We start from the raw sequence: 25,432 nt of genomic DNA on the forward strand, positions 1-25,432 counted from the left end.
GCTATCATAGCTGGCCAAATCATAAAAGAAGCATTTGCTGGCATCATAACTACCATTATCTTGCCGGTTAAACATTTCTTACAAACCTTATTCTAAATGATCGCTTACATTACACAACCAAACCATATGATCGGAATCGGGTCCCCAATAATCTTTTACTACCTTATAAGGCTCCCCAAATTTACGCTGCCACTTGATTTGTGCACGTTTATAGCCACTGTCCAAACAAAATTGCTCGATCCCTTGTTCGTTTAGAAATATCATCATTTTCTTAATTAATGCCGAACCAATCCCTTGCCCCTGATAGCTTGGCAACACGTATAAACTCCCCAATTCCCCCAAATGATCCAACTGATGTTCTGCACAGGTTTGAATAGTCTCGCCACAGGGACCATAGGAAATCGTGCCCACAACCGTCTCATCAAATTTAGCGATAAATAAATAATTGCCCGAGTTTGCCTGTTCCAGTGAAGATAACGCCTTTTGCTTTTTATGATCGGTTTCACTTTGTATATCCTCTAGTAAGTGACCTAATCCTTCTTTGTTAAAGGCATCCGATATTGATTCTTCAAATACCCGGCACGCAGATACATAATCGCCCTCAGTGAGTGTACTAATCGTAAAATGCTTTGTCTCATTCATTATGTTGATCTCCTCTGCAATAATGTACTATTAACAATCAAGTTATGAGGTTTATATTCATAAGACAACTTTTACTGGAGGTCATCATGAATATAATTTCCTTTCTTCTTTATTGCATTGTAGTTACATGTTCACCTGGTCCTGCCAATATTGTTATTCTTTCTTCCGTGCAACATTCAGGGGCTAAGAAAACCATGCGGTATGTATGCGGGGCTACGATGGCTTTTGGACTATTGCTTATCCTTTCTACCTTGATGAATCGTGTTCTGGTAGAGATTATCCCAAATATTCTTATCATTATGCAAGTCATTGGGAGTTTATATATGCTCTACCTAGCTTACAAAATCTATAAAATGGGATCAATGGAAAACCAGCCTAATCCAAATGCCAATTTTCGCTCGGGTTTACTTATGCAGCTTGTGAATCCTAAAGTGCTCTTATTTACTTTAACAGTCATTCCCAGCTATGTAATGCCATTCTACACTTCTTCTCTCACCTTGTTTATGTTTGTTATAATTATAACTGTGATCGGATTTTTTGCTTTTACGACATGGGTTGTATTTGGGGCAATCTTCAGAGCATTTCTGCAAAATCATCAAAAAGTTCTAAATACTCTGATGGCACTATTTTTAGTATACTCGGCCATTATGATATCGGGAATCCTATAAGTCGTGGAGGCTAAGAGCGTGGAGAGATTCAACTATAAAAAGTCGGCAGATATCCTAACATTGTCAGCTAGCATGAGTGATTTCACTTATAAAAAACATTGCCATGAGGAATACGCAATCGGTGTCACCCTACGTGGCATTCAGCAATATAACCTTGACGGCAGCTTGCAATCCTCTCATAAAAATGGCGTAATGCTATTTAATCCAGAGCAAACGCATGACGGCAGTTCATATGATAGAGCAGGTATTGACTATGTCATGCTATATATCAAGCCAACCTTGATACAAGAGATCCTAGGAAAAAAAGAACTCCGCTTCGCCTCTCCCATCCTATACGATGACAAGTTGGCACAGTGCATATTAGCGCTAAGTCAAGCCATCCAGAATGGCAAAGAGGAGTCCTTGTGCAGTGAGCTGTTGGTAACTCTGGTTCACCTAGTATCTAATACTGAACTAGTTACAGAGCACAGGATAAATAATAAATTTGTTAGAACAGCAAAGGAAATGATGTACTGCAGTTTAGAACATGTACTAAAACTAGATGATCTCTGTAAAGAGTTTGGACTTTCCAAATATCAATTTATCCGAGAGTTTAAGACACATACAGGAATATCACCTTATCAATTTTTCTTGAATTGCAAGGTAGAGCATGCCAAGCAGTCCATTGAGAAAACTAAGGATATCTATGCCGCTGTAGTAGATTGTGGATTTGTGGATTTAACTCATTTGAACCGGCATTTTAAAAGCGTGTTTGGCATAACCGCACATGAATACAGGTTACAACTGCATTGAGCAGAAGTAACCTGTATTCATCATGATTTATAAAATTTGACCATCCACCATTGTCCAGCACACTTTAAATTCATCATCCAAGAGGACCAGATCAGCATCAAAGCCGGATGTTATTGTCCCCTTTTGTTGAAGTCCAAGAATATTGGCCGGCGTAGTTGAAGCCATCTTTACGGCGTCTACCAATGGAATTCCAGTTTCGACAGTATAACGTAAGGCTTCATTCATAGTCACTGTGCTTGAAGCTAGCGTTCCATCCTTCAGTCTCGCTACCCCCTCGGATACCGTAACATGATGGCCTCCAAACATATAATCCCCATCACCTAATCCCATGGCTTGCAGTGCATCTGTAATCAAGACCATTCCTTCTGGTCCTTTCAAGGTATGCATTAATCGAATAATCGCAGGATGCAGATGGACGTTGTCCACAATCGCTTGAAGGCTTACATGCTTCTCTTCAAAAGCAGCCACAATTACCCCTGGATCTCGATGATGGATAGGCCGCATGCCATTAAAACAATGCGTAACATGACTTGCCCCCGACGCAAAGGCTTGTTTAGCTTCCTCATAAGTAGCATCCGAATGAGCGATGGCTATAACTACACCCTTTTCCTTCAGATAGGAGATGAGCTCCATCCCTCCCGGCAGCTCAGGAGCAATTGTTACCATTTTAATGAGTGAACCCGCTTCTTCAAAAATCAGGTTCATTTCCTCTAAGTTGGGATGGCGCAGATACTTTTCGTTCTGCATTCCTTTTCGCTTCGGGTTCAGGTAAGGTCCCTCTAAGTGAATACCTGCGATCTTAGCGCCCACTTCATGTCCGATCACACGCTTGACACTTCGAATCATTTCTAAAAGATCTTCTAGCGTAGAACTCACAGATGTAGCCAGAAATGAGGTACAGCCAGATGAAGCACAAGCACTAGAGACTTCTTGAATACTCTTGTCCGTGCCGTCCATCATATCGAAACCATTGGCGCCATGAATATGAACATCTATCATCCCGGGTACTAATAAATGGCCGCCACCATCGATCCGTTCATATTTTCCCTCTGGAATCGATAGATCCTCTGTATCTATCTTCATGATTTTCCCTTCAGAAATCCACACATTAGCCGCTGGGACAATACGATTCTGAAGCGCCACTTGTATATTTTGCAGAATATAAGACATAAATATCCTCCTCTGTTTCGTTATCAGTCTTGCTCTCGAGCCTCTTCAGTTTCTTCTGGACATTCAATCACTGTAATGTTCTTCTGATCTAGAATTTCTCTGATCTCACTTGGGAGTTCCCGATCGGTCATTAGAATGTCAACGAAATCAAAGTCTAGACGGAAAAATGATTTGCCAATAAATTTGGTGTGATCAGCCACTAAGATGACTTGATCAGATCTTCGGGCCATTTCTCTCTTCACCCGCACATCTTCTTCATATGGATAGTAGAGTCCATCAGCACGGATCGCGGATGCTCCAATAAAGGCTTTATCAGCACGGATTTCACTAAGTTTATCGATAATAGAAGGGCCATATAACAAGCGGTTTTTCACATTCAAGTAACCACCAAGAACATAAATTTGCAGATCCTCCCGCTTTGACAAGATCCCTACGTTATCAATCGAGTGCGTGACAACCGTGATATCCTTCGCGCTGATCTGTTCTGCTACAAACTGTACAGTGGTGGATACATCTAAAATCACAGTCTCATGATCTTGGATAAGCTGCGCCGCAGCCTTCCCTATTCTCTGCTTACTCTCAGATTCATCGATCAATCGATCCTGATAAGATAATAATTCTTTTTGTAACTCAGGTAACGATACCCCTCCATGTGTTCGGATCACAACACCTTCTTGTACTAATCTAACAATATCCCTTCGTGCGGTATCTCTGGATACTTCAAATTCCGTACAGATCTCTTGAACACTCATCGATTGGTGTTGTTTCAAATATTCGAGTATTTTTAACAATCTCTCCTCTTGAAACATCATGTATGCACCTCCTATAGTCATCATAAGTTATATCATAAGTATTTACAAGTATTAAATATATAATATTAAGTATTTGTAAGTAATATTGTATACCTTCTCCTCATTGTTATTCGCAAAAAAAAAAGACGTTAGCCAGATGAATGTACATCCGTTAACGTCTTTCTTTTCACTTTCCAGTGCGATTCCAGCTTTTTTGTATCTTTCGAATAAAAACAATTTGCCCCACATGATAAGCATTATGTGTTGTCACATTGCCCATTACTTCCCACCACTGACTGTCTGGAAATTCTTGAACATCAGCTTCCAATTGTTCCTTCGTAATCAGTTCCTGCCAACGTAGTAGAACTTCTAAAAGCTGTTGTTGAAGTTCTTGGAACGTTACTCCTTCTGCAACAACAAAGGTATTATTGTTTTCCACTGAAGGAACCGCATGAACACTCTCTTCTTTATATCTTGTTTGCCAAGTTTCATTCCAGTAGAGCAGATGCTGTACAATCTCAGCAATACTATTACTTTCTTCTGTTACTTTCCAAAAAGCTTCTTCTTCGCTTAAGTCTTTTACAGCTACCTCAAAGGGTACATACCAACTTGGATCATTCGCATTAGCTAGCAACTGGTTAGCCAGAACATCATATGCATGAAACATCTTGATCCACCTCATTTTTCAGATCAATATCAACAAATCAGGTACCGCAGAAGGTTCGATATGGACGTGTCGATTCCTCAGGTAGTGACGAATATTCATCCTGTTCAAGGGAATAAGCATAAGGATTGGAAAGAGCTTCAAGCAATCGCTCCATCACACTATAATCTTCCTGTTGCACTGCCGCTTGGAGTACTTCTTCTACCCTGTGGTTTCGCGGAATAATCGCAGGATTACTATTGCGCATTAACTGCTGTGAAGCCTCTTTCGATTGCTGCTGTCTGCTAAGTCTAGCCTGCCATAACTCCTGCCACTTCGTAAATTCTGCTGCACCAAACAGAGCGGTTTCTTCCAGCTTCTCTAAAGTTAGGGCACGGAAGGTATTGGTATAGTCCGCCCGATATTTCTGCATCAAATCTAGCAGGTCTTCAATTAGCGCTACATCCTCTACTTCTTCATTGAAGATTCCGAGCTTCGCTCTCATTCCTGTAAGCCAGTGATGATAAGACCGCTCTTTAAAATCTGCAAGCTCTTCTTCAGCGAGCTTGATCGCCTGTTCTTGATCATCAGCCAGCAGCGGTAAAAGAGTTTCCGCGAATCTCGCGAGATTCCAAGAGGCAATACCCGGCTGATTGCCATAGGCATAACGGCCCTGCTGGTCAATGGAGCTGAATACCGTCTCCGGATCATACACATCCATGAAGGCGCAAGGACCATAATCAATCGTTTCTCCGCTAAGCGCCATGTTGTCGGTGTTCATTACTCCGTGAATAAATCCTACCAACTGCCATTTGGCAATCAGCTCAGCCTGACGTCCAATCACTTCCTGCAGCAGGAAAAGATAACGATTCTCTTGAGAAACAGCTTCCGGATAATGTCTTTGTAATGTATAATCTGCCAGAGTACGGATATCCTCAACAGTACCCCACGCTGCAACATATTGAAAGGTGCCCACCCGTAGATGACTTGCAGCAACTCGGGTCAGAATAGCACCAGGCTGCTCCGTTTCTCGAACAATCGTTTCTCCTGTCGTTACTACTGCCAAGCTGCGAGTGGTGGGAATACCCAAGCCATGCATGGCTTCGCTAATGATATATTCACGCAACATCGGTCCAAGTCCGGCTCGACCATCGCCACCACGAGAATATGGTGTTCTTCCTGCACCCTTAAGCTGAATGTCTACACGTTCACCTTGGGGAGTGATCTGTTCACCAAGCAGCACAGCTCGGCCGTCACCTAACATGGTGAAATGTCCGAATTGATGTCCGGCATATGCTTGAGCAAGCGACTCTGTACCTTTAGGAACTTCATTGCCCGCAAGAATCTGAACGCCATCCTTACTATGTAGCACTGTACTATTCAGCCCTAAATTCATAGCCAATGATTCATTAAAAATAATCAATTCCGGCTTACTCACAGGGGTTGGTTTGATCCGTGTATACATGGATTCCGGCAGATGAGCATAACTGTTCTCAAAATTCCACCCTATATCAATCTTCTCCGTCATAATGTCTCCTTTGTTATACCATCAGTCTAAGCCTCAATAATCTCAGGATAAGTTATGTTAAAATTTAATGCAAATTTTCGCAATGAAATATGGGCTTACCGAATAGATAAAAAGACCGCCCAGTCTCCTGCCATTGATGTAGGGAAACGGACGGTCTTAAATTATGATGTTCTAACCTATCATTACCTTATAGGAAGCTAATTCGCTCCGCCTTTGGAGAGCATGATATTTAGAATGGTCTTGTCGGTATCAGCAAGACCTTCCTGAACCAGTCGCTCCATGTTACGGATAGTGTCTTCCACCTCTTCGAAAATAACGCCATCCTTGGTCGTAGGAGCAATATTGTTCATAGCCAGTGTGGCTGCCTGTATTGCCGTATTGGTGGAGGTGGATATCTTCAGCGCACAGGTTGAATTTGCACCATCGCAAATCATCCCTGATAAAGAGGCTATCGTATTCTGTATCCCATGCTTGATCTGCTCAAGTGTACCGTCCATGAGGTAAATGATGCCGCTATTCGCTCCAACTCCGCCTGCAATTCCTGAACCACATAAAGGCGACAACCGACCGATATAGTGTTTGATATGCACAGTGACCAGATTACTTAGTGCAAGCGCCCGAGCTAACGTCTCTTCATCCTTGCCAAGCAATTCCGCCAAAGAGATAACGGGAAGCGTACAGGCGATGCCTTGATTACCGCTGCCCGCTGTTGTCATCACAGGCATTGCGCTGCCATCCATACGAGCATCTGAAGCCGCAGCAGTGGCCGCTATAATTTTGTTTGCTACATCATTGCCGAACAAATTCACAGCAGATTGCTGATTCATCTTCTTCCCTACTTGCAAGCCATAATCACCTCGGAGTCCCTCATCAGAAATCGCTTTGTTCATCCGAGCGCCTTCTAAGAGGAAGCTAAGGTCTGAAAATGGAGCCGTGCTTATAAACTCGAATATCCGATCTACCGAGCCTTCATAGGCTTCAGTCTCAGAAAGACCAGGCTTACCACAGTCCGCTTTAGACTTTTTGGGCGTCACTTTTTTCCCGTCGAGTGCCAAGTATTCTATATTAGTGTGTTCCTTAGCAAGAATGGCAGTCGCTGTATGATTCTCTGTCTTCACCTGTGCTTCAATATATAACTTCTCAGGAGTGTCCATTATCTCCACTTTTAGCAGCTTTCGATCAAGCAGATCATTTGCCATCTTCAGCTCAGCTTGAGTCAAGCCTGATAGGATTTCCAGCTCCTTGTGAGAACGTCCAACCACCGCTCCAAGCGCTGCTGCGATAGGCAGACCCGTCTGGCCTGTGCCAGGGATGCCCACTCCCATTGCATTTTTGATAATATTACCGCTGAGATGCAGCTGAATCCCCGTTATTTCTTCCTCGAGAAGCTCTGCCGCCAAGGAGACGGCATACGCAACTGCGATCGGCTCTGTGCAGCCTTCTGCCGGTACGACTTCCTTGTGCAAAATTTCCAATAAGTTGCCCATGTATGCTTTTCCCCCTTCTCTCTCCCACTTGGAGTCATTTCTATATAGTAACTCAGAGTGAAGTTTCAGGGAATCCTTTTTCCTTTTTCTTCTCTAGAAGCTTCTGCTAGATCAACATCTTACATGCTTTCGTTTAAAGCCAAGCTGAGCTTTGTCGACAGCTTTTTGAATATTTGCGTACGCATGAATAAATTTACTCTTTGCTTTATTTTTATCAACTTCAATTGGACCCACAGTTCTCGCAGTCTCAAATGCCTTATCATGCAACGGCGTATAAGATACGGCCACTGTATACATGAAGTTGTTCATAGAGTATTGGGTACGTTCTGGAGAATCATGAATCGTATTCTTCAACATCTCAAGCATACCGGCAAGCTTGCTTTCGGAAAATTCAACGTCCGGCCGACTGCCAAGCAGCCAGCAGTAACAGCTCCAGCCCGCTGACATTCTCAGCTCTTCTCCGCTCGCGATCCATTTATCGGCAACTTGTTGTGCAATATCCGCTTCTGCCAAGGTTACTGCCACTACAAAGTCGGACAGCATATAAAAATAAGCCGCATCCATCCATCGGTCATAATCTGCTTCCGTCATTCCTTTAGGATCGGCAATGATGCCGGCAAAATACATAGCATCGTAATTCCCTGTCGCATAAAGCTGCTCAGCCAATGGCTGATTTATTTTGGTTTTCTTGAAGATTGGCTTCATTGCTCCGGTAGCCACGCCAAATAGCGGTTCCTTTGCTCCATTGGACATATATATTTTCTTGGTTCGTTCCTTGCCAAGCGCTTCCAGCTCCTGCATGACCATCTCTAGATCCACTATTTAACACTTCCTTTTTTCAAAGTTCATTCCCCAATTTAGCTAAGGCTTGTACTAGATAAAGAAAGTGTACTTTATGAGTTTCCTTCTCGCAAGTTAAGTTTATTTCCGGAACGGATGAAGCTGACTTATCGATTTGTTAAGCTTGCCTTTCATATAAAACGCATATGTGATTCCTCCAAAAAATAATCCAACGGTTAGCCCATTAGTGGAAGAATAAATGAGGTGAAACAAGGTATCATTATAAAAAACCAACATTACATTCAGTACATATTTAACAATAAAATTGAGGAGGACAATTATTAATGGAAGATAGCCTTTCTTTTTAAAAACAACGGAGCCCTTTCGAAAAAAGGATTGATATCTCTTATTCAATAAATATCCAATTAGAAAGCCTGGAATTATAAAAACAATATAACTCGTCAAGGTCAATCCTAATTGAGGAAATGTAGTTATTATCGTTCGTAAACCCCATGTTATAAAAATAAGAGGGGCAATAAACATTCTTAAGAAATTAACAGCTCGTTCCTGAGAATTTCTGATTCCCATGAGAACCAAAAGAACGAATAACAGCCACACCCATGAGGGTGTGTGTAAAATGATTTGCGTGATTGTAATATGCATTATTTTTCCTCCTAGTATAGAGCGCTGTGATTTTATTTCCATTGATGATTACAATATCTATAATAAAAAAACTTAGAGAATCACACATCTACACAGCGGTTGATCTTTAGGCAACATTAACTCTATCTAGAGATATACAATATTCGAGCCTCCTCTTATAAAAACAAAAAAAGACCGGTGGTAGCCGGCCTTTCGAATTATTCTACTATTCCTGTCCGTATCGCCAAAACTACAGCTTGTGTACGATCTTCTACCTCAAGCTTTTGGAGAATTCGATGGATATGAGTCTTAACTGTGCCCTGTGAGATATTCAGAATTTCCGAAATTTCAGAATTCCGGCGCCCGTAAGCCATTTGCTGAAGTACATCAAGTTCACGCTCTGTCAGAAACTCGGATAAATGATCTGATGCTTGCTCTGTTTTAGTTGACTTTGTATCACTGGAAATGGCTTCAATAAGCGCCTTGCTTGCAGTAGGGGTTCTGTAAATTGCATTACCATGATTCGCCCATCGTATTCCAGCCAGAATTTCTTGCATATCCGTGTCCTTCAACAAGTAACCTACTGCGCCTGCTCGTATCCCTTCAATCACATAAGCTTGAACGTCAAAAGTGGTTAGGAGGACAATCTTGATTTCTGAATTTTCACGTAGGATTCTATGCGTTGCATCGAGCCCCGAGGAATTAGGCATTTGAATATCCATTAGGACAATATCCGGTTTCGTATCCAGTGAAATGAGATAAGCCTCCTCTCCATCACTTGCTTCCCCCACACATTCCATATCAGGCTGAGAATCTATAATATACCTTAATCCTTGCCGAACAAAAGGCTCGTCATCCGCAAGTACAACTCTAATTATTTTTTCCATGTGTATCCTTACTCCTTCTCTTCCACAATAGGTCTACATTCAACTGGAACGACTGCCTCCAAGCAAAAACCATGGGGTTCAATAGATGAAAAATGACAATCTCCCCCCGCTGCTTTACACCGTTCTACTATTCCATTTAGGCCAAATCCTAAATTTGCAGGTTTTTCTTTAGTGGTGATTCCATTGTCAGTGACCGTGAGATAAATCGTACCGTTTGCTTCTTCAAGATCAATACTGCAAATCGTCGCATTTGAATGACGAAGCACATTGGTCAAAGACTCCTGTAGCACTCTATATAAAACAATACTTGCTTCAATCGGCCACTCGGATACATCGGAATGTTGATTAAAGTTGAACTGTATAGAAGACCTGCCTTGCGTTTGGGAAACGAGGCCTTTTAAAGCAACCAGACCTAGACCCATTTCGTCATTTGACCATTCCTTCACCGCAACTCTAACTTCCGCCATAGCTTGACGAGCAATAGAAATCAACTGACTGATGGACTCAGCTGCTCTTTTAGGGTCCGTTTCTTGCATAATTTGAAGGGCTTGTAATTGAACAATCAGTGAAGTCAGTTGATGACCCAGTCCGTCATGAATTTCGCTGGCAAGTCTAGTCCTTTCTTCTAACGCTGCATAGCGCACCGAATGAACAGTGGCTTCTTGAAGTTCATTATGCATAGTCTTCAGCTCTTTATGAGCCTTATGTAACTCTTCGAGGTGAAGCTTTGTTAAGTGGTGAGCATCCCTTCTAATTTTTATACTCCGAGCAACGAGAATTACACCTAGCAGACCCAAAAGAGTGCTAAAGGATAAAGAATAGATCAAAAAAATAGCAGTAAGCGTAGTGATCCCTATGATGAAAGAAGCACGGGGATACACTCGATTCATAAATAGGATAATAAAATAAAGCGGCCAAAGTAGGGTTGTGTTCGGTGCGTTAAAAACAAAATGAAGCACTAATATTAGTGAAACGATCAAAAAAGAAACTGCATAAAATTTCACAGCAGTCCACCAAGAGTTTTTCACCCAAACCAACACCATGTATAGCAACAACACGATCGAGCCACCTAGAAGATTGATGAACCCTTGACCGTTATAATCTTGATAAAAGGTTAATGCCAAAAGCACAGTCCCAATAACACGAAACAGATGTACATATATTTTTTCTTCCTTGAATACAAACTTCACGATAACCCTCCAAGTTTCTAATTCATCCAATACTCTACTCCTTTATGGTTAGACAATAGTAACTATACGTCAAGCGCAAGGCTCAGTCCAATATCAAGCTCAGACCGGATGAGATGCTCATGAAAACGCAAATAACCACCTGCATAATGAGGTGGTTATTTCTTTTTGTTGTTCTCCCTATTCATCAACCTTTTACAGAACCTATTGTGATCCCAGCAACGATCTTTCTGGACACAAGAAGATAAAGAATAAACGTTGGCAAAAACACTAGAATAGATGCTGCAAAAATACCTGAATAATTACCAGTATTCGTATACCCTACTACAATGGATTGGAGCGCTAATGCTACTGGATGTCGATCTGGATTATTAGCAAAGATTAGAGCATAGAAATATTCATTCCAAATCCCCATCACATTAAAAATAGTTAACGTCAGAATTCCGGCCTGCGCAATGGGTAAAATAATTTTGATAAATGCCTTAATCGGCCCACATCCATCGATTGCCGCTGATTCTTCCAGTTCTTTCGGAATGGATGCAAAGAAACCAGTAAGCAAGAATACAGCAAAAGGAACATTCGTAAAAATGTATACAAAGATTAATGTAAAAGTAGAGCCTGTTAAATTCAATGAATAAAATAACGAAAACAATGGAATCGAGATCAGCAGTCCCGGAACAGATAAGGCCGAGATAAACATTAAATCAACTATTCGCTTTCCTCTAAATTGAATTCGACCCAATATATAAGCAGCCGGTGCCGCTATAACAATAATACCTATACAGGCGGTTACCGTGTAAATTAGACTGTTCATAAAGTACAAGCCCATCTTAGTTTCTTCAAATAAGAGGGTATAGTTCGAGAAATGGAATCCGCTCGCAAGTAGTTTGTTAGTGAATATCTCCCTTGTCGTGCTTAGTGAAGCAAGGATTGCGTATCCAAAAATAACAATTGTAAAGATGAGCCAGGCTACTAATGGAATATATCGAAAGATTCGCGTGATCGAGTGAAGACGCATATTGTCTCCCCCTTCCTAGTATTCTAAGCGGTCCTTCCTAAATAACAGACCAATCAAGAAGGAAAATACAATAATTGCAACCGTAATTAATACACCGATCGAAGCCCCTGCTCCAACATTGAAAGCTTGCGTATCAGAAATTCTCTCCCCACCAAACACCTTCAAGTACATATAATAACCAGGAGTCATCGTATGCGGATCATTTCTCCCGAAGATTGACGACCATACAAAGAAGTTAATGGCTGTAACCGTCCACAACACTAATGTAGTCTTAAAAACATCTCGTAGTAATGGAAGAGTAATATGGAAGAATTGATATACTGTGTTCGCTCCTTCTAATAAGGCTGCTTCGTAGTAATCATTAGGAATTCGATCCATAGCTGCACCAAGAATCAATAAAAAATAACCAATCGAGCCAAAACAGAAAGCGATCAGCATGGATAAAAATAAATGCTGGTCATCCGTCCATTGAATATTGGCTAATTGTTCAAGCCCAAGAAAACGAAATACTTGTGTCAGAAATCCAAAGGTTGGATTATACACATACTGAAGCCATATCACTGACATGACAACAACAGATACGGTATTAGGCAGATAAATCAATGCTCTCCAGAAGGCTTTGAAACGAACGCCGGAAGAAATAAGCACGGAGAAGAAAAATGCCATAGCAAAAACTATGAGTCCACCTATAACCCAAATCTTGAGAACATTTAATGAAGAATCCAAGAAATAGGAATTATGAAATAATCCCCAATAATTGTCCAAACCAATGAATTTCCATTCACTTAAACTACTGTTTATATTAGATATCTCGTAAAAGCTCATGAACACTGCTCTCAAGGTTGGATAAAAAAAGATCGTCATATAAACCAGGATAGCAGGCAGAAGGAATAGCATCATAATCGGTTTACTAATTCTCATCTTTGTATCCCCCGCATACTTCTTATATTTTAAAAAAATCTATATGCAGCCGCCGCTATTGACTGCCACATATAGATTTACTTAAATTTAAAAAATTAATTATTTACCAGCGTAGAATTTCTTAGCTTCCGCACTTAGCTTCGGACCGAATTCTTCTGGCTTAAGCTTGCCTGTGATGAGTTCCATGAAGGTAGGAACGATAGTAGCAAGCGTAAAGTCGCCTCCATCACCAATGCCTCCACCCCAAGGCATATTTACTTTTGCATTTAGAAAAGCAGTCTCCGCTTCAGCAAGCATAGCAGGCCATTCAGAATCAATAGTTGCTGGGATCGCAAGTGCTTCCTTCGCCATTTTTTCTTGTGTCTGCTTACTAACGATATGTTTGATAAGCTCAAAGGCAGCTTTAGCATTTTTACTCGATTTATTGATGAACATCCCTTGAGAACCAAAGATCAACCCTTGTTTTCCACCTTTACCGTTTCCATTTGGAACATCTGGGAATTGAAACGTACCCCATTTGAAATCAGGTCCTGAGGTGGCAAGCACTTCATTCGGAAGCCATGTTCCATTTAGATAAGCGGCAGAACCACCCAATACGAGATCTTGCTGAGCCGCAGGATATTTACTTCCGGCAATTTTATTTGAGAAAAAGCCTTTAGCATTTAAATTAGCCATATCTTTAGCGAATTGAAGAATGATTGGGTCATTCCACATCTCACCAGTCTTATCCTGTACAAGCTGGCTTACCCAATCTGCGCCCATCGCATTTGCCAGATAAGATCCAATAAATAAGTCCCGATATGCGTCATCAAAGGTAAGCGGTGCTGAACCTGCTGCTTTGATTTTTTCAGCATCTGCAAGGAATTCATCCCAAGTTGCAGGTGCTTTTGTTATACCAGCTTTCTCATACACTTCCTTGTTATAGAAAAAGAGTACTGCATACGGTTGCTGCGGAATCGAATAAATACCATCTTCTAAACCGTACTTTGTGGATAGCGTTTGTATCCAGCTTAACAAGCTTGGAATAATGGAATCCTTTACAGATTTGCCTTCCATTCCAATGGATGGCTCCGCAAGCAATTCATCAAGCTTCATAACGTAATCTTTCATGCCTTGAATACCAGCAGGGCTACCTGGATCGGCTTCCCAGATATCAATTTGCTCGCCTCCGTCCAAAGCAGGTTTGATCAATTTTAAGATATCACGACCTGTAAACTTCAAATCTACTTCAACTTCAGGATTAGCTGCTTTGAATTCAGCAACTGCCGATTCAATAACCTTCGCTTGCGGTTCTGTGCTACTCCACATCGACCAGAATACTACCTTCCCTTCTAGTCCAGAGGATTTTACTTCAGGCGTAACTTCAGTTGTAGCGGTAGGTTTGTTTTCTTTTGCTGGTTCAGACGGGGCAGCATTGTTCGTAGTATTGCTTGATCCACATCCAGCCAATAACGTTAGAACCATCGACATAGCGAGCAATAAACCTGTGAGCTTCTTTTGTCTTTTTTTCACGTGTGTAGCATCCCCCTCAAATATGAAAGTGCTTTCACAAGTAAGTATATAACGAAGCAAGACAGGTCTAACATCGACGATATTGAACAAAGCATGCACAATTTTATCTAAATTTTAATTGAGAAGAAACGACGTTGACGTCCTAAAAAAAGAGAGCTTCGATTAAAATCCTCGAAACTCTCTCTTGGTTTAAGCTCCCACTATTCTAAAATCAATGTTATTAGGCGGTGGATATAGGGTTATAGCTTCCTTCATTAATTCTTCAGATAGTACGATATTTAGGCTCTCAGCTAGCTTTTTAGCTTGAAATTTATACCATAGCTCCACAATCGTAACTTCGCCTTCACGAATCACTGCAAATTCTTTCTGGAATAAGTTTAATAGGAATTCATTATGATCCAACTCCTGAGCCGCAGCTCCAATAATAATTTGGAGACGATCACTTTGCCTGAATTCTTCAGGAAGTGATTCGTACACACTCCAAGCCTTAGCAAATTGTTTATTTCTAATCAACATGCTAATATACTCATCTGCAAATGCTCTGTCTGGAAAGCCATTGTATAAAGAATACGCCAGTTCATAATAAACCAGAGCCTGATCTGCCTCTCCTCTCTGTTCAGAGGTAATCGCCAGATTACGATAAACCCAAGCAGACGGCTTCAATTCAAGCGATTGATGCCATGCAGTTATAGCTTGATCTTCCATTCCATACTCATAGAGCATAATGCCGTATTGCAAGTAGGAATTCCATGTTTGATTATCTGCATGCTCTAGACTTGTACGAAGCAATTCCATCCATTCTTCTTGGACCATCCAAGAAGCCGGAATATCTTGCACATCTCCCTCTGGCAAACCTCCTTCTTGTAACAGGGCTAACCATGGAAGTTGCGGTGCTGCAATACTGGATTCCAAGAAAAGAAATCCATCCGGAATAGACCTTTCAGCATGAGCTTTTCTTCGAATGTCCTCGAGTGCTCCCCAGCCTGAGCCTGAATGCAATAGTTCTGATGGTGTTAAATTAGCATAAGCTTGCAACTTCTCATGAAGAATATACACCGCATCTTCATGTAATTGTTCGTTGACTTGTACTTCAATAAAATCCCGAGCCTCAGACCAACCGCTTTGATTTGCCTTATGTGCATCCACCTGTGTAACACCGAATATTTGTGTGAAATCCCATATTGAATTCGCAGGCATGTCTAGTCCATGCATCTGTGTTGGAGCAAACCCTGCTTGTATCTCAACATAATTACCTTCACCTGGCTTCGCTAAGAAATCGCACCATCTTCTACCACCTGCATGGTTGCCCCAGCAAAATAACTTTCGATATCTTAAGAGGCTAGTCGAACGTTCGTAGAATAAACTACCATCCTCATAGGCAATCGCTTCCCACGGGGATTTATAATCTGCTTCTGTCTGAAAAAAATACTCATTAGAGAAGGGAATTCTCATTGGATAAGAGGAGTCTTCATTTGGAACTGAAGGAAGCTCTGGCAAATCTCCCAATCCAAACCCCTTCACTTGATGATCAATATAGATAACCTTACTTGTGGAAGAGAACACTCTAGAATTTAAAGTTTCCGGAGCTGCAATATTGGTCCAATAATACATAGGAACCGATGCTTCGCTATCATTAATGATTCGTACATAGACCGACAGTTCCTTTGCCCCTTGAGGAAGATGAAAATCAATATGCCAAAAAATGTTTTTGCAACGTTCATATTCGTATATTCTTAGAAATTCGTTGCCCTTATCATCCATCAATTTGGCAGCATGTACGGGAGATGCGGTCGTAAAGGTGTGACCTACCTGTCCCACATTCCATTCAATCCCTCCAGAGAACCAAGCGTTTAGTATAGCTAAATTAGCCGGTTGAAAGACTGGGTTAGTATACAGAATATCTTTGTTCGTACGTTTATCTTTAAGCGAGTAGAGTCTACCCCCATACTCAGGTAAAAAGACTGCTTTCAGCATGTCATTTTCCAATACAATCGATTTCATGACGATCGGCTTTCTTTCACGTGTATATCGATCCTGCATGCGATAAGGTAAATATCTCCCACCTGTATGTTCACCCAACTGCTGTCTCAATTCTGGCGTAAGTGTACCATTATCCCCTACCTTTGTATGATGGTCTCTGTTTCTGAACATTGGAAGAGGATTCTCTCCTTCTAATAATGCACCTTCAAGAGTTAATGTTGAAATGACTACACTCATTTAAGTCACATCCAATCCCATATAGTTAATCCAATTTTACACTGCTAAATGCTAAAGCTACCATTAACAGAATTGAACAAAACCTGTACGATTTAGGACACTGAATAAACATATTTATTCTTTAGAAGAACTTAATTCCCGTACGTTCTTGGTTATTTTTTCAACCTCATCTTGCCACTGTTTAACAGTCAGCGTATTGCTCATTAGGCCAGTGATTGGGTTCCATATTTCTTCCACATCTCTGATGACTAGCTGCGATGCTTGTTTCCATTGAAAGACAATCGGTGCTACATCTTTTTGAGATATTTGAACGGAATCATAGAATCTTGGAGAAGTGTACGGCTTTACAATTTCCAGACCATTTTTAACCGTGACTATACCTTTGGATTTCTCAGCATTTAATTGAACGATATCATCATTGTATTGATAACGTAGGAACTCCTTGGCAAGTTCAATATTTTTCGCCTTGGCGGGAATAAACAGGCTGTCCAAATAGGACATAACATACCTCTGATCCGCCTTATTAAACACAGGTGGTGCGAGAAAACCAAATTCAAATCCTTCTTCGCGTGGAGTGCCTTCCATTTCATTCTCTATCCATATTCCGCAAGGAATGAACAAGGCCTTACCTTGTAGAAAAGCAGCCTGTGCTTGTGTATGGCTTAATTTAACGGTTCCTGGCATGACATAACCTTTTTGCGCTATAGCACTTAACACCTCAGCTATTTGTCTGACGGAATCGGACCTAAATGCATCCTTCTCATAATTTTCCGCCTTCCAGACGTCTTCCATCCCCCCTACAGATGCCACCGACGGCCAGAAAATAGACTCTAAATAACCCGGAAACAAACCTTGGTAGGTAAATAGTGATCTTCCATCCTTCTTAGCGAGCTCACCTAACTTCAGGAATTCAGCCCATGTCTCTGGGAGCTTCCAGCCTTTTTTCTCAAAAAGGTTCTTGTTATAGATTAATCCCATTGGAGAGGTATAGAACGGTGCAGCATAAATTTTCCCATCCCCTAATGGATTAGCATAATCTAAAATACCATCAAGCATTTTATTCTTAAGAGGTTCTTGATTATCGAGAGCATTCCCTTCAAATACATCCGTCAAATCGAGTAATAATTTATCTCTCAACATTTCTTCAATCATACCTGTCGTTTCACTCTGTGAAATATAAATGATATCGGGTGGATTTCCAACTGCGATTTGCGGTTTAAGTATTTCCATGATCTTGGGGCTTGAAGTCAAATTAACAGTTACCCCTGGATAATCTGATTCAAATCTTTGTTTCACCGCGAGCCAATAATCCTTTCCTTGCCCTCCCTCAAATACAGCTAAGTTCAGAATTTTGTTTGCAAACTCATGCTTCACTTGGGAGGATTGTATTTTGCTCAGGCTCGAATCTGAAGGAGTACATCCTGCGCTAGCCCATAATAATAGGACCACACCTGCGAATATTAAGCTATTTTTAATAGATTCCACATATTTCATAACAGGTGTTTCCTCCTTGGACTTATTTAGTTGCGAGTAATTTCTTACGGAAATCTGAAGGACTAAGCCCCACGATCTTCTTAAATACTCGATTAAAATAAAACGGATCATCAATCCCCACTTGTGAAGCTACCTCTTTAATCCTCGTATCTGGTAACTTTAACAGTTCAATCGCTTTATTTATTTTTAGTTCATTCATATACTGGACAATACTTCTGCCTGTGTCCTGTTTAAATACACGACATAAATAATTGACATTCATATTAACTTCTTGAGCGAGACGGTCCAGGGTTATTTTATTCTCAACATTCTCTTGCAGAATTTCTGTGATTCGAAGTACTTCTTTACGATAAATATTGCTTTTGACTTGATACAATAGAATAATGGCTTCCTGCATCGCTTGTTCAATAGATAGATTAAGCCCTTCCATAGACTCAGCTTGTGAAATATCACTCTCAAAACACTCTAAGAGCGTTGTCACCCCTACCCTATTTTGTTCAGTCGATGATAGTACATGGGTATTCCATTTTAAGATCATGATATCTAGATCAGATAATAATCCCAAAAGGTGAAATTTCAAGACTGAAGGGTCCCATTTGATTTGTTTTGCCTCATTAAATAATATGCTTATGTTCTCCAATACTAGCTTTGTATTCCCCACTTCAACTGCTGCTTTGACTTGCTCCAACCATTCCACATAGTTAATGGCGTGTAGTGTCTGGGTTAACTTTGAATGCCCAGCGACCAAAACAGATGCTGGACCCGTATAAAAGTTGTAAGTTGATGCTCGCAGACACAACGTGTATTGTTCTCTTAGCTGCTTCAAACCTAAAAATGCATCACTTAAGGTCACGCTGACACTTAAATTCAAATATAGCTTAAGCATCTGCACTAAATTATTCATTAACAGCAACCAACTGGGTTCGTCAGAATAACCAGTCTGTTCATAAACTATAACAATATACTGATTACTCTCCATCTCTATGAAATCAAATGCATAGTGATCAGACATGGTTTCTTTCACAATATTCGCTATAGAAAAGCTAAGGAGTCTCTTATTATTAATTTTGCCGTTACTTAGCGCTTCCACATAATGATCGATTCTTATCATAATAAGATTGCCAGCAAGTCTATCGAAGGGTATTCCGTACTTCTGTGTTTCTTGTAACAAATAAACCATGTCCTGTTCCTGATCTAAAAGAAGCTCTCTCCATATACTGTTCCGTTGCTGTAGTTGCGTTTCATTAAGCTTTATTTTCATATGAATGTCCTGTTCTTTAAGCTCTCGTTCCGTTAATAACTGCTCCGAGATCTTATTCAGCAAGAGAATCAGCTCATCTGGCTTAAGGGTCAGCTTCAACATATAATCTTCTGCTCCAAGTTTCATGGCTTCCCGCACGTAAGCATAATCATCATAATTACTAAGCACTACAAATTTCCCAGTGAATTTGCGTTCGTTGAGCGTTCGGATTAATTCAAGTCCATCCATATTAGGCATCACAAGATCCATAATCACGATATCGATCGGTTCTGTCTCTATGACCTCAAGAGCTTTGTATCCATCTGCAACAGCACCAACCAATTTAAATCCATATTCATCCCATTTAATTAGTGTACTAAGTGCAATCCTCACTATTTTCTCATCATCCACAATTAGTATCCGCATCAGTTGAGTCCTCCTGAAGTGTAGAAATATAAGGTATCGTGATGATAACATCCGTGCCTTGATCAGGCTTACTCCAAATCTCTAATCCATAGGGATCTCCATAATGTAATTTGATTCTTTCCCGTACATTACCAATGCCGATATTTGCTAATCGATTCTCTGAATGATTATCTCTTAGCTGCAATATCTCCTGTAACTTTTCAGCGCTCATACCTTTCCCGTTGTCGCTTAACTTGATCTTTAACACCTCTCCGATCAATTCAGCAGTCATTGTAATTCTAGGTTCCATATTTTCACCGCTTAATCCATGAATTATCGAATTCTCTACAATGGGCTGAAGCAAAAATTTCAACACCTGAGTATCTAACAACTGTTCAGGAATTTGTACATCAACCTGTAATGACATCCCGTATCTAATTTGTTGAATAACGACATAGTTCTTGATGTTACGAAGCTCTTCCCCGAGCGTTATCCGCTCATTCTTCTGAACAATTGTACTTCGAAGTAATTCAGCCAATGCACCCAAACCATTGCTTACACTATCCGCTTGACTAAGCATCGCCGTCCACTTTAACGAACTCAGTGTATTAAAAAGAAAATGCGGATTAATTTGTGCCTGCAACATTTGTAGCTCAATCCCCCTCTTCTGTGCCTGCTCTTGTTCCACACTCTCTATTAATAGTTTGATTTCCTCGATCATGTCTTCAAATTTCCCTGAAAGATATCCGATTTCATCTGGATTATTGTCGTTTATTTCTACCTTTAAATTACCTCGCATAACCTGGTTCATTCCACTCACTAACTTCTTAAGAGGTGTGGAGATACTAATAGAGATGATGGTTGCAAATAATGAAGAAACAACTACACATATGACGGCAATGAAGAACATTTCATTTCTAATCTCTACAGATCCCATGTTCAAATAGGCTTGCGGAATTAAACTAATTACATTCCAATGAAGCACCTCATTATGTGTATTTATGAAAAAGTAGGGCTCCGCTCGCAGCGTGACTATCCCCGTCTCCTTACGCGAGTTTATCAAGTCATTTAAAGTACGATTAGCTTCCAAATCCTGATCAGATTGAAACAAGTGATTGTTGCTCGTCAATATTTCTCCTGCATCATTCATAATGACTTGTTCACTACCTTGTCCCATATTAATGCTTCCAAACAAAATCTGTGAAAATAATTCCTCATCAATCCCAATAATGACGAACCCCACAGTTTCACCCGAACCATATGAAAGTGGAATTCTCCTAGCCAATGAGAGGATATTATCACCAGCTGTCGTATGGGCTGTGGTCCAGATATCCGCACTTTTATTCTGTTTTGCCTGAGCAAATATTCGCTGCTTATCCTCTGTAGTAAATTCTTCGTATCCATAATCGTACAGAACTTGTCCATTATTAGTTAGAATCTGTAAGGTTTTGATTGTAGCAAACAACCAAAATTTATCGCTTAACACAGTGTCTTCAAACTTCTTATGTAAGTTACTAATATCAAGATCACTCAATCTATTGTAGCGGAGCAATGCTTGCTGGATATCTCCATTCAACATGATTTGATCGGCGAAAGTCTCATATTTGGCCACTTCTGTTCCAATCTTGCTTCCTAAGAGGCGTAATATATCATTTACAAAGGTAGTCGTCTTAGAGGTGATCGCTTCATTCGATTTATGGTAAGCTAGAAATCCGAAGGTACACAGTGGAATAATAGCAAGCAGCAGAAATGAAATCATTAAGCGTCGCTGAACTTTTGACTTTCGAAGTAATTTAATCATTAGCGTACACTGAAGTTAGATTCATATCGTTGAACCTCCTGATAACAGATCATTTGAAGTAACTATTCAGCAATGTAGAATCTAAAGGAGTGAAAGGATTTATACGAGGTACTAAATGCCCATTTCTAAATACCATGATATAGGAATCTCTCCCTCGTCCCCCTAATATAGTTTAGGAAGAAGGGCGGGATGCACATGGGTACCAAAAATGATCAAGAGCAAAGGGCTATCTTTCTAGCTGCCATCTGCGGACAGACCTATGCGCAGTTTACAAATAAAGACGGTTCGTTCGTCGTTCCATTAGATTATCAGATCGTGCATAGCATTAATGCAAGATCCATCAGCGAGGTGTGGGAACGCTTCGGATTTATTCTGGAATCTCCACAAGAGATTATTATTGCCTTCCGGGGAACCAGCTCGACGACCGATTGGATGTCCAATGTCATGGCCTCACAGGAGAGATTCAATTACATTAAAGAGGATACCCTTACCCATCGTGGCTTCACGAATATCTATTCATCAGCACGCGATGGGATTATCTCTACACTCGCTAAGCTATCTCCCGATAAGACCTTATACATTACTGGTCACAGCCTAGGTGGAGCACTTGCCACTTTATGTGCTATTGATCTTGCGGCCAACACCTCTCACACCTCACCTAACCTGTTCACTTATGGTTCCCCACGTGTTGGCGATCCGGACTTCGTAAATGCTTTTAAACAATATGTCCGAAAGAGTTACCGTTATGCCAATCTCTTTGACGTTGTTACCTACGCGCCTCCACATGTTTATAGGCTACCAAAGCGGGAAACAAAGTACTATTACAGTCATGTCCATACTTTTTTATCACTGTCTTTCCAGAATGGATCTGCAAGTAGTAATCATATGATCAGCTACTATTTCACAGAGCTCTCCAAGCTTCAACCACAATACTCCGAGCAGCTATGTTCAACAAACCCTGGATTCTGTCCAGTTATAAGTAACCCCATCATAAGCGCATCAATTCCATTAACTGCACCTCATGAGGAGACAACTTACTAACTAACGAATAGGTGCCCGTTATTTCGATTTGTTCAAAGGCCAATTGCGGGCAGCTTGCTTGCTTCAAATAATCCAGGGTGTCAGCATCTATAGGGTGAGGCGCCCCCATTTGTACCCACAAGTCGAAAGCGCTTCCATATTGTCTGTTGATCGTATGTCTTTTGAGCGTATACACGCCTGGGTGAAGATCTGTTAGTTCCAATGTCAACTCTATGGCTCCATCTTCTTCAAACACATCGTATCTATTCGTGCGACTAATGAGCGAGGCATCACCTTTTTGGTACAATGAATCGATATGCGCGTAAGCATACATCAACACCTGCAGCCCCATATCACTACTAGTAATGTAATATCCTTTTCCTTGATGAATGAATTGGCGGCCTAATTTTGCAAGCAGTTTAAACGCGTAGAAGGCTGGCTTTGGTATCCCGTTATACGTCATCAGCCCCAGACCTCCATGAAACATCTCTGACGACATTTTGAACTCCTCGAGCAAATCCGTAGCCGTCCAATAACCAAAACTATGGAGACCATCCATATTCTCCAATACATTTTTCACGATATAAGCTGCCTTAAAGCATGTATCATTCACTAAATCACGATGAGAGCCTGTAGCATTCCATTCTGTCATATGCAGTTCAGGAGCATCCTTCCCCATAACCTCAGTTACGGCTTCCTTCAATTTAATAATGACTCGCGATAAATATTCTATATCCGCTGAAAGCTCTATTTTTTGAAACAACACATCCGGATTCTCTTCATAATCCATTTGAGTCACATTAGATGGTCTTAGCGATTCATCATACGGGTAACTGTGAATGGATATAAAATCAGGCTTTACGTCCCGTCTGCACACATCATGCAGAAACCGTGTCAACCAATCTGACTGAAGCATCGTAAGGGATAAGATGCCTGGCCCTCCTACACGTAGCTCAGGATCTATGGATTTAATGGTTTGGAATGTGGAAATGAACAACTCACAGTAAGCTTCATTACTATCTGGCCAAAAAATATGGATATCCGGTTCGTTCCATACCTCGAAATACCACTGCCGTACTTCATGAATGCCATATCTTAGAATGTAATGTTTAATAAACTGATGAATCATCTGGTTCCACTTGCCGAGGTCCTTTGGACTACCCACCAAACTCTTTTTATAGAAAACGGAAGTAGCTCCATCTCCCGCAAGCTGGCGTGGTAAAAAGGAAAGCTCTAAAAACGGTTTCAATCCTGCGCTAAGCAAAAAATCAAATAATGAATCGCTATAAGCAAAGTTCAGGCTTACTTCTCCCCGCTCATCCTCACCATAAATCATCATCTCATCATCAAAAATACCGTGAAAGCGAATATACTGAAAGCCAATTTCTCGTTGCAATTGCTTAATATGTCTTTGTACCTCTGCAAACAACACCTCTTTGGCCTTTCCCACCGTCATGAGCTTTTTCCAAGTATGAGCAAGCTTCTTGCCTTGGTTAGACTCTATCGATATCTTATGGGACTGCTTATGTAAAGTAAGGGGAACCGGTAGATTGGATGTGGCTGATACCAAATTATTAGGAAGATATTTGAATAGCGACTCAAACGCATGGGAGGGATTCATATCAAAATAGTTAAACTGGGCCACACTATTTTTCTGAAATGAGCTACGTCCTTCCAAGACAGTCTTTCGGTATTCTCCAGGCGTCTGTCGATAGAACTCTTTGAACACCGCATTAAAGGATTTTAGATTGGGAAACCCATGATCATGAGCAATCTGTGTGATGGAAAGATTGGTAAGCGTCAAATCTTTTACAGCTTTATCCAAACGCACCGCGTTCACATATTTTGTAAAAGAAGTCCCCATATACTCTTTAAAAAAGCGCGACAAATACGGAACAGTCAAATACTCTTGAAGGGCTAACTGCTGAATATTAATTGCCCGATTGTAGTTCTCTTTGACATAAGAAGTAATCCGCAGTAGACGCTCACGATGCTTATCTTCCTGCTTCTCAGGACCTTGGTCTTGTGCACAAAAACCTTGCATGAGTAAATAAGTTAAATTAAGCAGACAAGACTGTATGCGTAAGTGATACCCTTGTGGGCGCTTATTGTGGAGCAGCATCATCTCAGCTAGCAAGGTACGGAGTTCATCGAACTTGGATTGTTCTTCATCGCTAGAAGCAGTCGCAGAGTTACATTCGAATGATATTTTTTCGATCTGAGGTTCAATCTGAAGCAGATAAGAAACTGGAACTTGCAAAGCTAGAACCAAGTTATTCTCTTCCGCTTTAATGGCATGAATCTCGTTGGCATTAATCAGAAACAAATCTTCTTCATTTAACTCTGTATATCTATCTTTTGTGAAAATCTCAAGTTTCCCTTTGAGTACGAATAATATTTCTATGCTATCATGCCAATGATTCGGAACCTGATGGGTACTATGCAAAAACAAGTGGACCGGAAGATGATCGTCCATCTCAATATTTTCGTAGGTGTAGCTTTGCAACTAGCACCCTCCTTTCACTCTCTCAAAATATGTCTTATGTCCTATTATATTATAAAAAAAGCGATTGAATAGAACTATCCT

General features: G+C 40.8%; 21 protein-coding genes. 3 read left to right on the top strand and 18 right to left on the bottom strand.

What is annotated here, in order from left to right; all coding sequences use genetic code 11:
• Positions 1 to 87: 87 nt before the first annotated feature.
• The gene (locus QNH28_RS19035) at positions 88 to 642 is read right to left on the bottom strand and encodes a GNAT family N-acetyltransferase (RefSeq protein WP_283908070.1); all 555 of its coding nucleotides are present in this window, start codon (positions 640 to 642) and stop codon (positions 88 to 90) included.
• 86 nt (positions 643 to 728) lie between these two features.
• Here QNH28_RS19035 and QNH28_RS19040 point away from each other — a divergent pair, with 86 nt between their 5' ends.
• Together QNH28_RS19040 and QNH28_RS19045 are read left to right on the top strand one after the other, a co-directional pair.
• Positions 729 to 1,310, top strand: a complete 582-nt coding sequence (locus QNH28_RS19040; RefSeq protein WP_283908071.1) for a LysE family translocator — start codon at positions 729 to 731, stop codon at positions 1,308 to 1,310.
• An 18-nt stretch (positions 1,311 to 1,328) separates the two neighbouring features.
• Positions 1,329 to 2,102 carry an AraC family transcriptional regulator gene (locus tag QNH28_RS19045; RefSeq protein WP_283908072.1) on the top strand — a complete coding sequence of 258 codons (774 nt, stop codon included), beginning with the start codon at positions 1,329 to 1,331 and terminating at the stop codon, positions 2,100 to 2,102.
• 27 nt (positions 2,103 to 2,129) lie between these two features.
• Here the strand turns inward: QNH28_RS19045 and nagA are convergent, their stop codons facing one another.
• The 16 genes from nagA to QNH28_RS19120 all read right to left on the bottom strand — a co-directional run bounded on the left by nagA (position 2,130) and on the right by QNH28_RS19120 (position 21,825).
• Entirely contained in the window at positions 2,130 to 3,272 is a 1,143-nt protein-coding gene (gene nagA, locus QNH28_RS19050) for an N-acetylglucosamine-6-phosphate deacetylase (protein WP_283908073.1), read from the bottom strand.
• 23 nt (positions 3,273 to 3,295) lie between these two features.
• Entirely contained in the window at positions 3,296 to 4,081 is a 786-nt protein-coding gene (locus tag QNH28_RS19055; RefSeq protein ID WP_349655071.1) for a DeoR/GlpR family DNA-binding transcription regulator, read from the bottom strand.
• Between the two features lie 169 nt (positions 4,082 to 4,250).
• Positions 4,251 to 4,730 (bottom strand): DinB family protein, encoded by a 480-nt coding sequence (locus tag QNH28_RS19060; protein ID WP_283908075.1) that lies wholly within the window; start codon positions 4,728 to 4,730, stop codon positions 4,251 to 4,253.
• 37 nt (positions 4,731 to 4,767) lie between these two features.
• On the bottom strand, positions 4,768 to 6,234 hold the full coding sequence (locus tag QNH28_RS19065; RefSeq protein ID WP_283908076.1) for a protein adenylyltransferase SelO: 1,467 nt from the start codon (positions 6,232 to 6,234) through the stop codon (positions 4,768 to 4,770).
• 197 nt (positions 6,235 to 6,431) lie between these two features.
• Positions 6,432 to 7,721 (bottom strand): L-cysteine desulfidase family protein, encoded by a 1,290-nt coding sequence (locus QNH28_RS19070; RefSeq protein WP_283908077.1) that lies wholly within the window; start codon positions 7,719 to 7,721, stop codon positions 6,432 to 6,434.
• Positions 7,722 to 7,832: 111 nt separating this feature from the next.
• Positions 7,833 to 8,540, bottom strand: coding sequence for a DNA alkylation repair protein (locus QNH28_RS19075; RefSeq protein ID WP_283908078.1), 708 nt, complete (start codon positions 8,538 to 8,540; stop codon positions 7,833 to 7,835).
• Between the two features lie 102 nt (positions 8,541 to 8,642).
• The gene (locus QNH28_RS29655) at positions 8,643 to 9,206 is read right to left on the bottom strand and encodes a DUF6622 family protein (RefSeq protein ID WP_349654997.1); all 564 of its coding nucleotides are present in this window, start codon (positions 9,204 to 9,206) and stop codon (positions 8,643 to 8,645) included.
• A 155-nt stretch (positions 9,207 to 9,361) separates the two neighbouring features.
• Positions 9,362 to 10,030, bottom strand: coding sequence for a response regulator transcription factor (locus QNH28_RS19080; protein ID WP_283908079.1), 669 nt, complete (start codon positions 10,028 to 10,030; stop codon positions 9,362 to 9,364).
• An 8-nt stretch (positions 10,031 to 10,038) separates the two neighbouring features.
• The gene (locus tag QNH28_RS19085) at positions 10,039 to 11,250 is read right to left on the bottom strand and encodes a sensor histidine kinase (RefSeq protein ID WP_283908080.1); all 1,212 of its coding nucleotides are present in this window, start codon (positions 11,248 to 11,250) and stop codon (positions 10,039 to 10,041) included.
• Positions 11,251 to 11,404: 154 nt separating this feature from the next.
• Entirely contained in the window at positions 11,405 to 12,235 is an 831-nt protein-coding gene (locus tag QNH28_RS19090) for a carbohydrate ABC transporter permease (protein ID WP_283908081.1), read from the bottom strand.
• A gap of 15 nt (positions 12,236 to 12,250) precedes the next feature.
• The gene (locus QNH28_RS19095) at positions 12,251 to 13,156 is read right to left on the bottom strand and encodes a carbohydrate ABC transporter permease (RefSeq protein WP_283908082.1); all 906 of its coding nucleotides are present in this window, start codon (positions 13,154 to 13,156) and stop codon (positions 12,251 to 12,253) included.
• Between the two features lie 99 nt (positions 13,157 to 13,255).
• Entirely contained in the window at positions 13,256 to 14,668 is a 1,413-nt protein-coding gene (locus tag QNH28_RS19100) for an ABC transporter substrate-binding protein (protein WP_283908083.1), read from the bottom strand.
• A gap of 189 nt (positions 14,669 to 14,857) precedes the next feature.
• Positions 14,858 to 16,885, bottom strand: a complete 2,028-nt coding sequence (locus tag QNH28_RS19105; protein WP_283908084.1) for a DUF5107 domain-containing protein — start codon at positions 16,883 to 16,885, stop codon at positions 14,858 to 14,860.
• A gap of 114 nt (positions 16,886 to 16,999) precedes the next feature.
• On the bottom strand, positions 17,000 to 18,379 hold the full coding sequence (locus tag QNH28_RS19110; RefSeq protein WP_283908085.1) for a carbohydrate ABC transporter substrate-binding protein: 1,380 nt from the start codon (positions 18,377 to 18,379) through the stop codon (positions 17,000 to 17,002).
• Positions 18,380 to 18,401: 22 nt separating this feature from the next.
• Positions 18,402 to 20,045, bottom strand: a complete 1,644-nt coding sequence (locus tag QNH28_RS19115; protein WP_283908086.1) for a response regulator transcription factor — start codon at positions 20,043 to 20,045, stop codon at positions 18,402 to 18,404.
• On the bottom strand, positions 20,023 to 21,825 hold the full coding sequence (locus tag QNH28_RS19120; RefSeq protein ID WP_283908087.1) for a cache domain-containing sensor histidine kinase: 1,803 nt from the start codon (positions 21,823 to 21,825) through the stop codon (positions 20,023 to 20,025). Before QNH28_RS19120 ends, QNH28_RS19115 begins: the two co-directional genes overlap by 23 nt.
• A gap of 195 nt (positions 21,826 to 22,020) precedes the next feature.
• Here QNH28_RS19120 and QNH28_RS19125 point away from each other — a divergent pair, with 195 nt between their 5' ends.
• Entirely contained in the window at positions 22,021 to 22,866 is an 846-nt protein-coding gene (locus tag QNH28_RS19125; RefSeq protein WP_283908088.1) for a lipase family protein, read from the top strand.
• On the opposite strand, the gene QNH28_RS19130 is transcribed toward QNH28_RS19125, so the two are convergent.
• Positions 22,814 to 25,351, bottom strand: coding sequence for a GH39 family glycosyl hydrolase (locus QNH28_RS19130; protein ID WP_283908089.1), 2,538 nt, complete (start codon positions 25,349 to 25,351; stop codon positions 22,814 to 22,816). The two genes, QNH28_RS19125 and QNH28_RS19130, sit on opposite strands and share 53 nt — an antisense overlap.
• Positions 25,352 to 25,432: the final 81 nt, after the last annotated feature.

Origin of the sequence: Paenibacillus sp. G2S3, assembly GCF_030123105.1 — a bacterium.
GTDB lineage: Bacteria > Bacillota > Bacilli > Paenibacillales > Paenibacillaceae > Paenibacillus_AQ.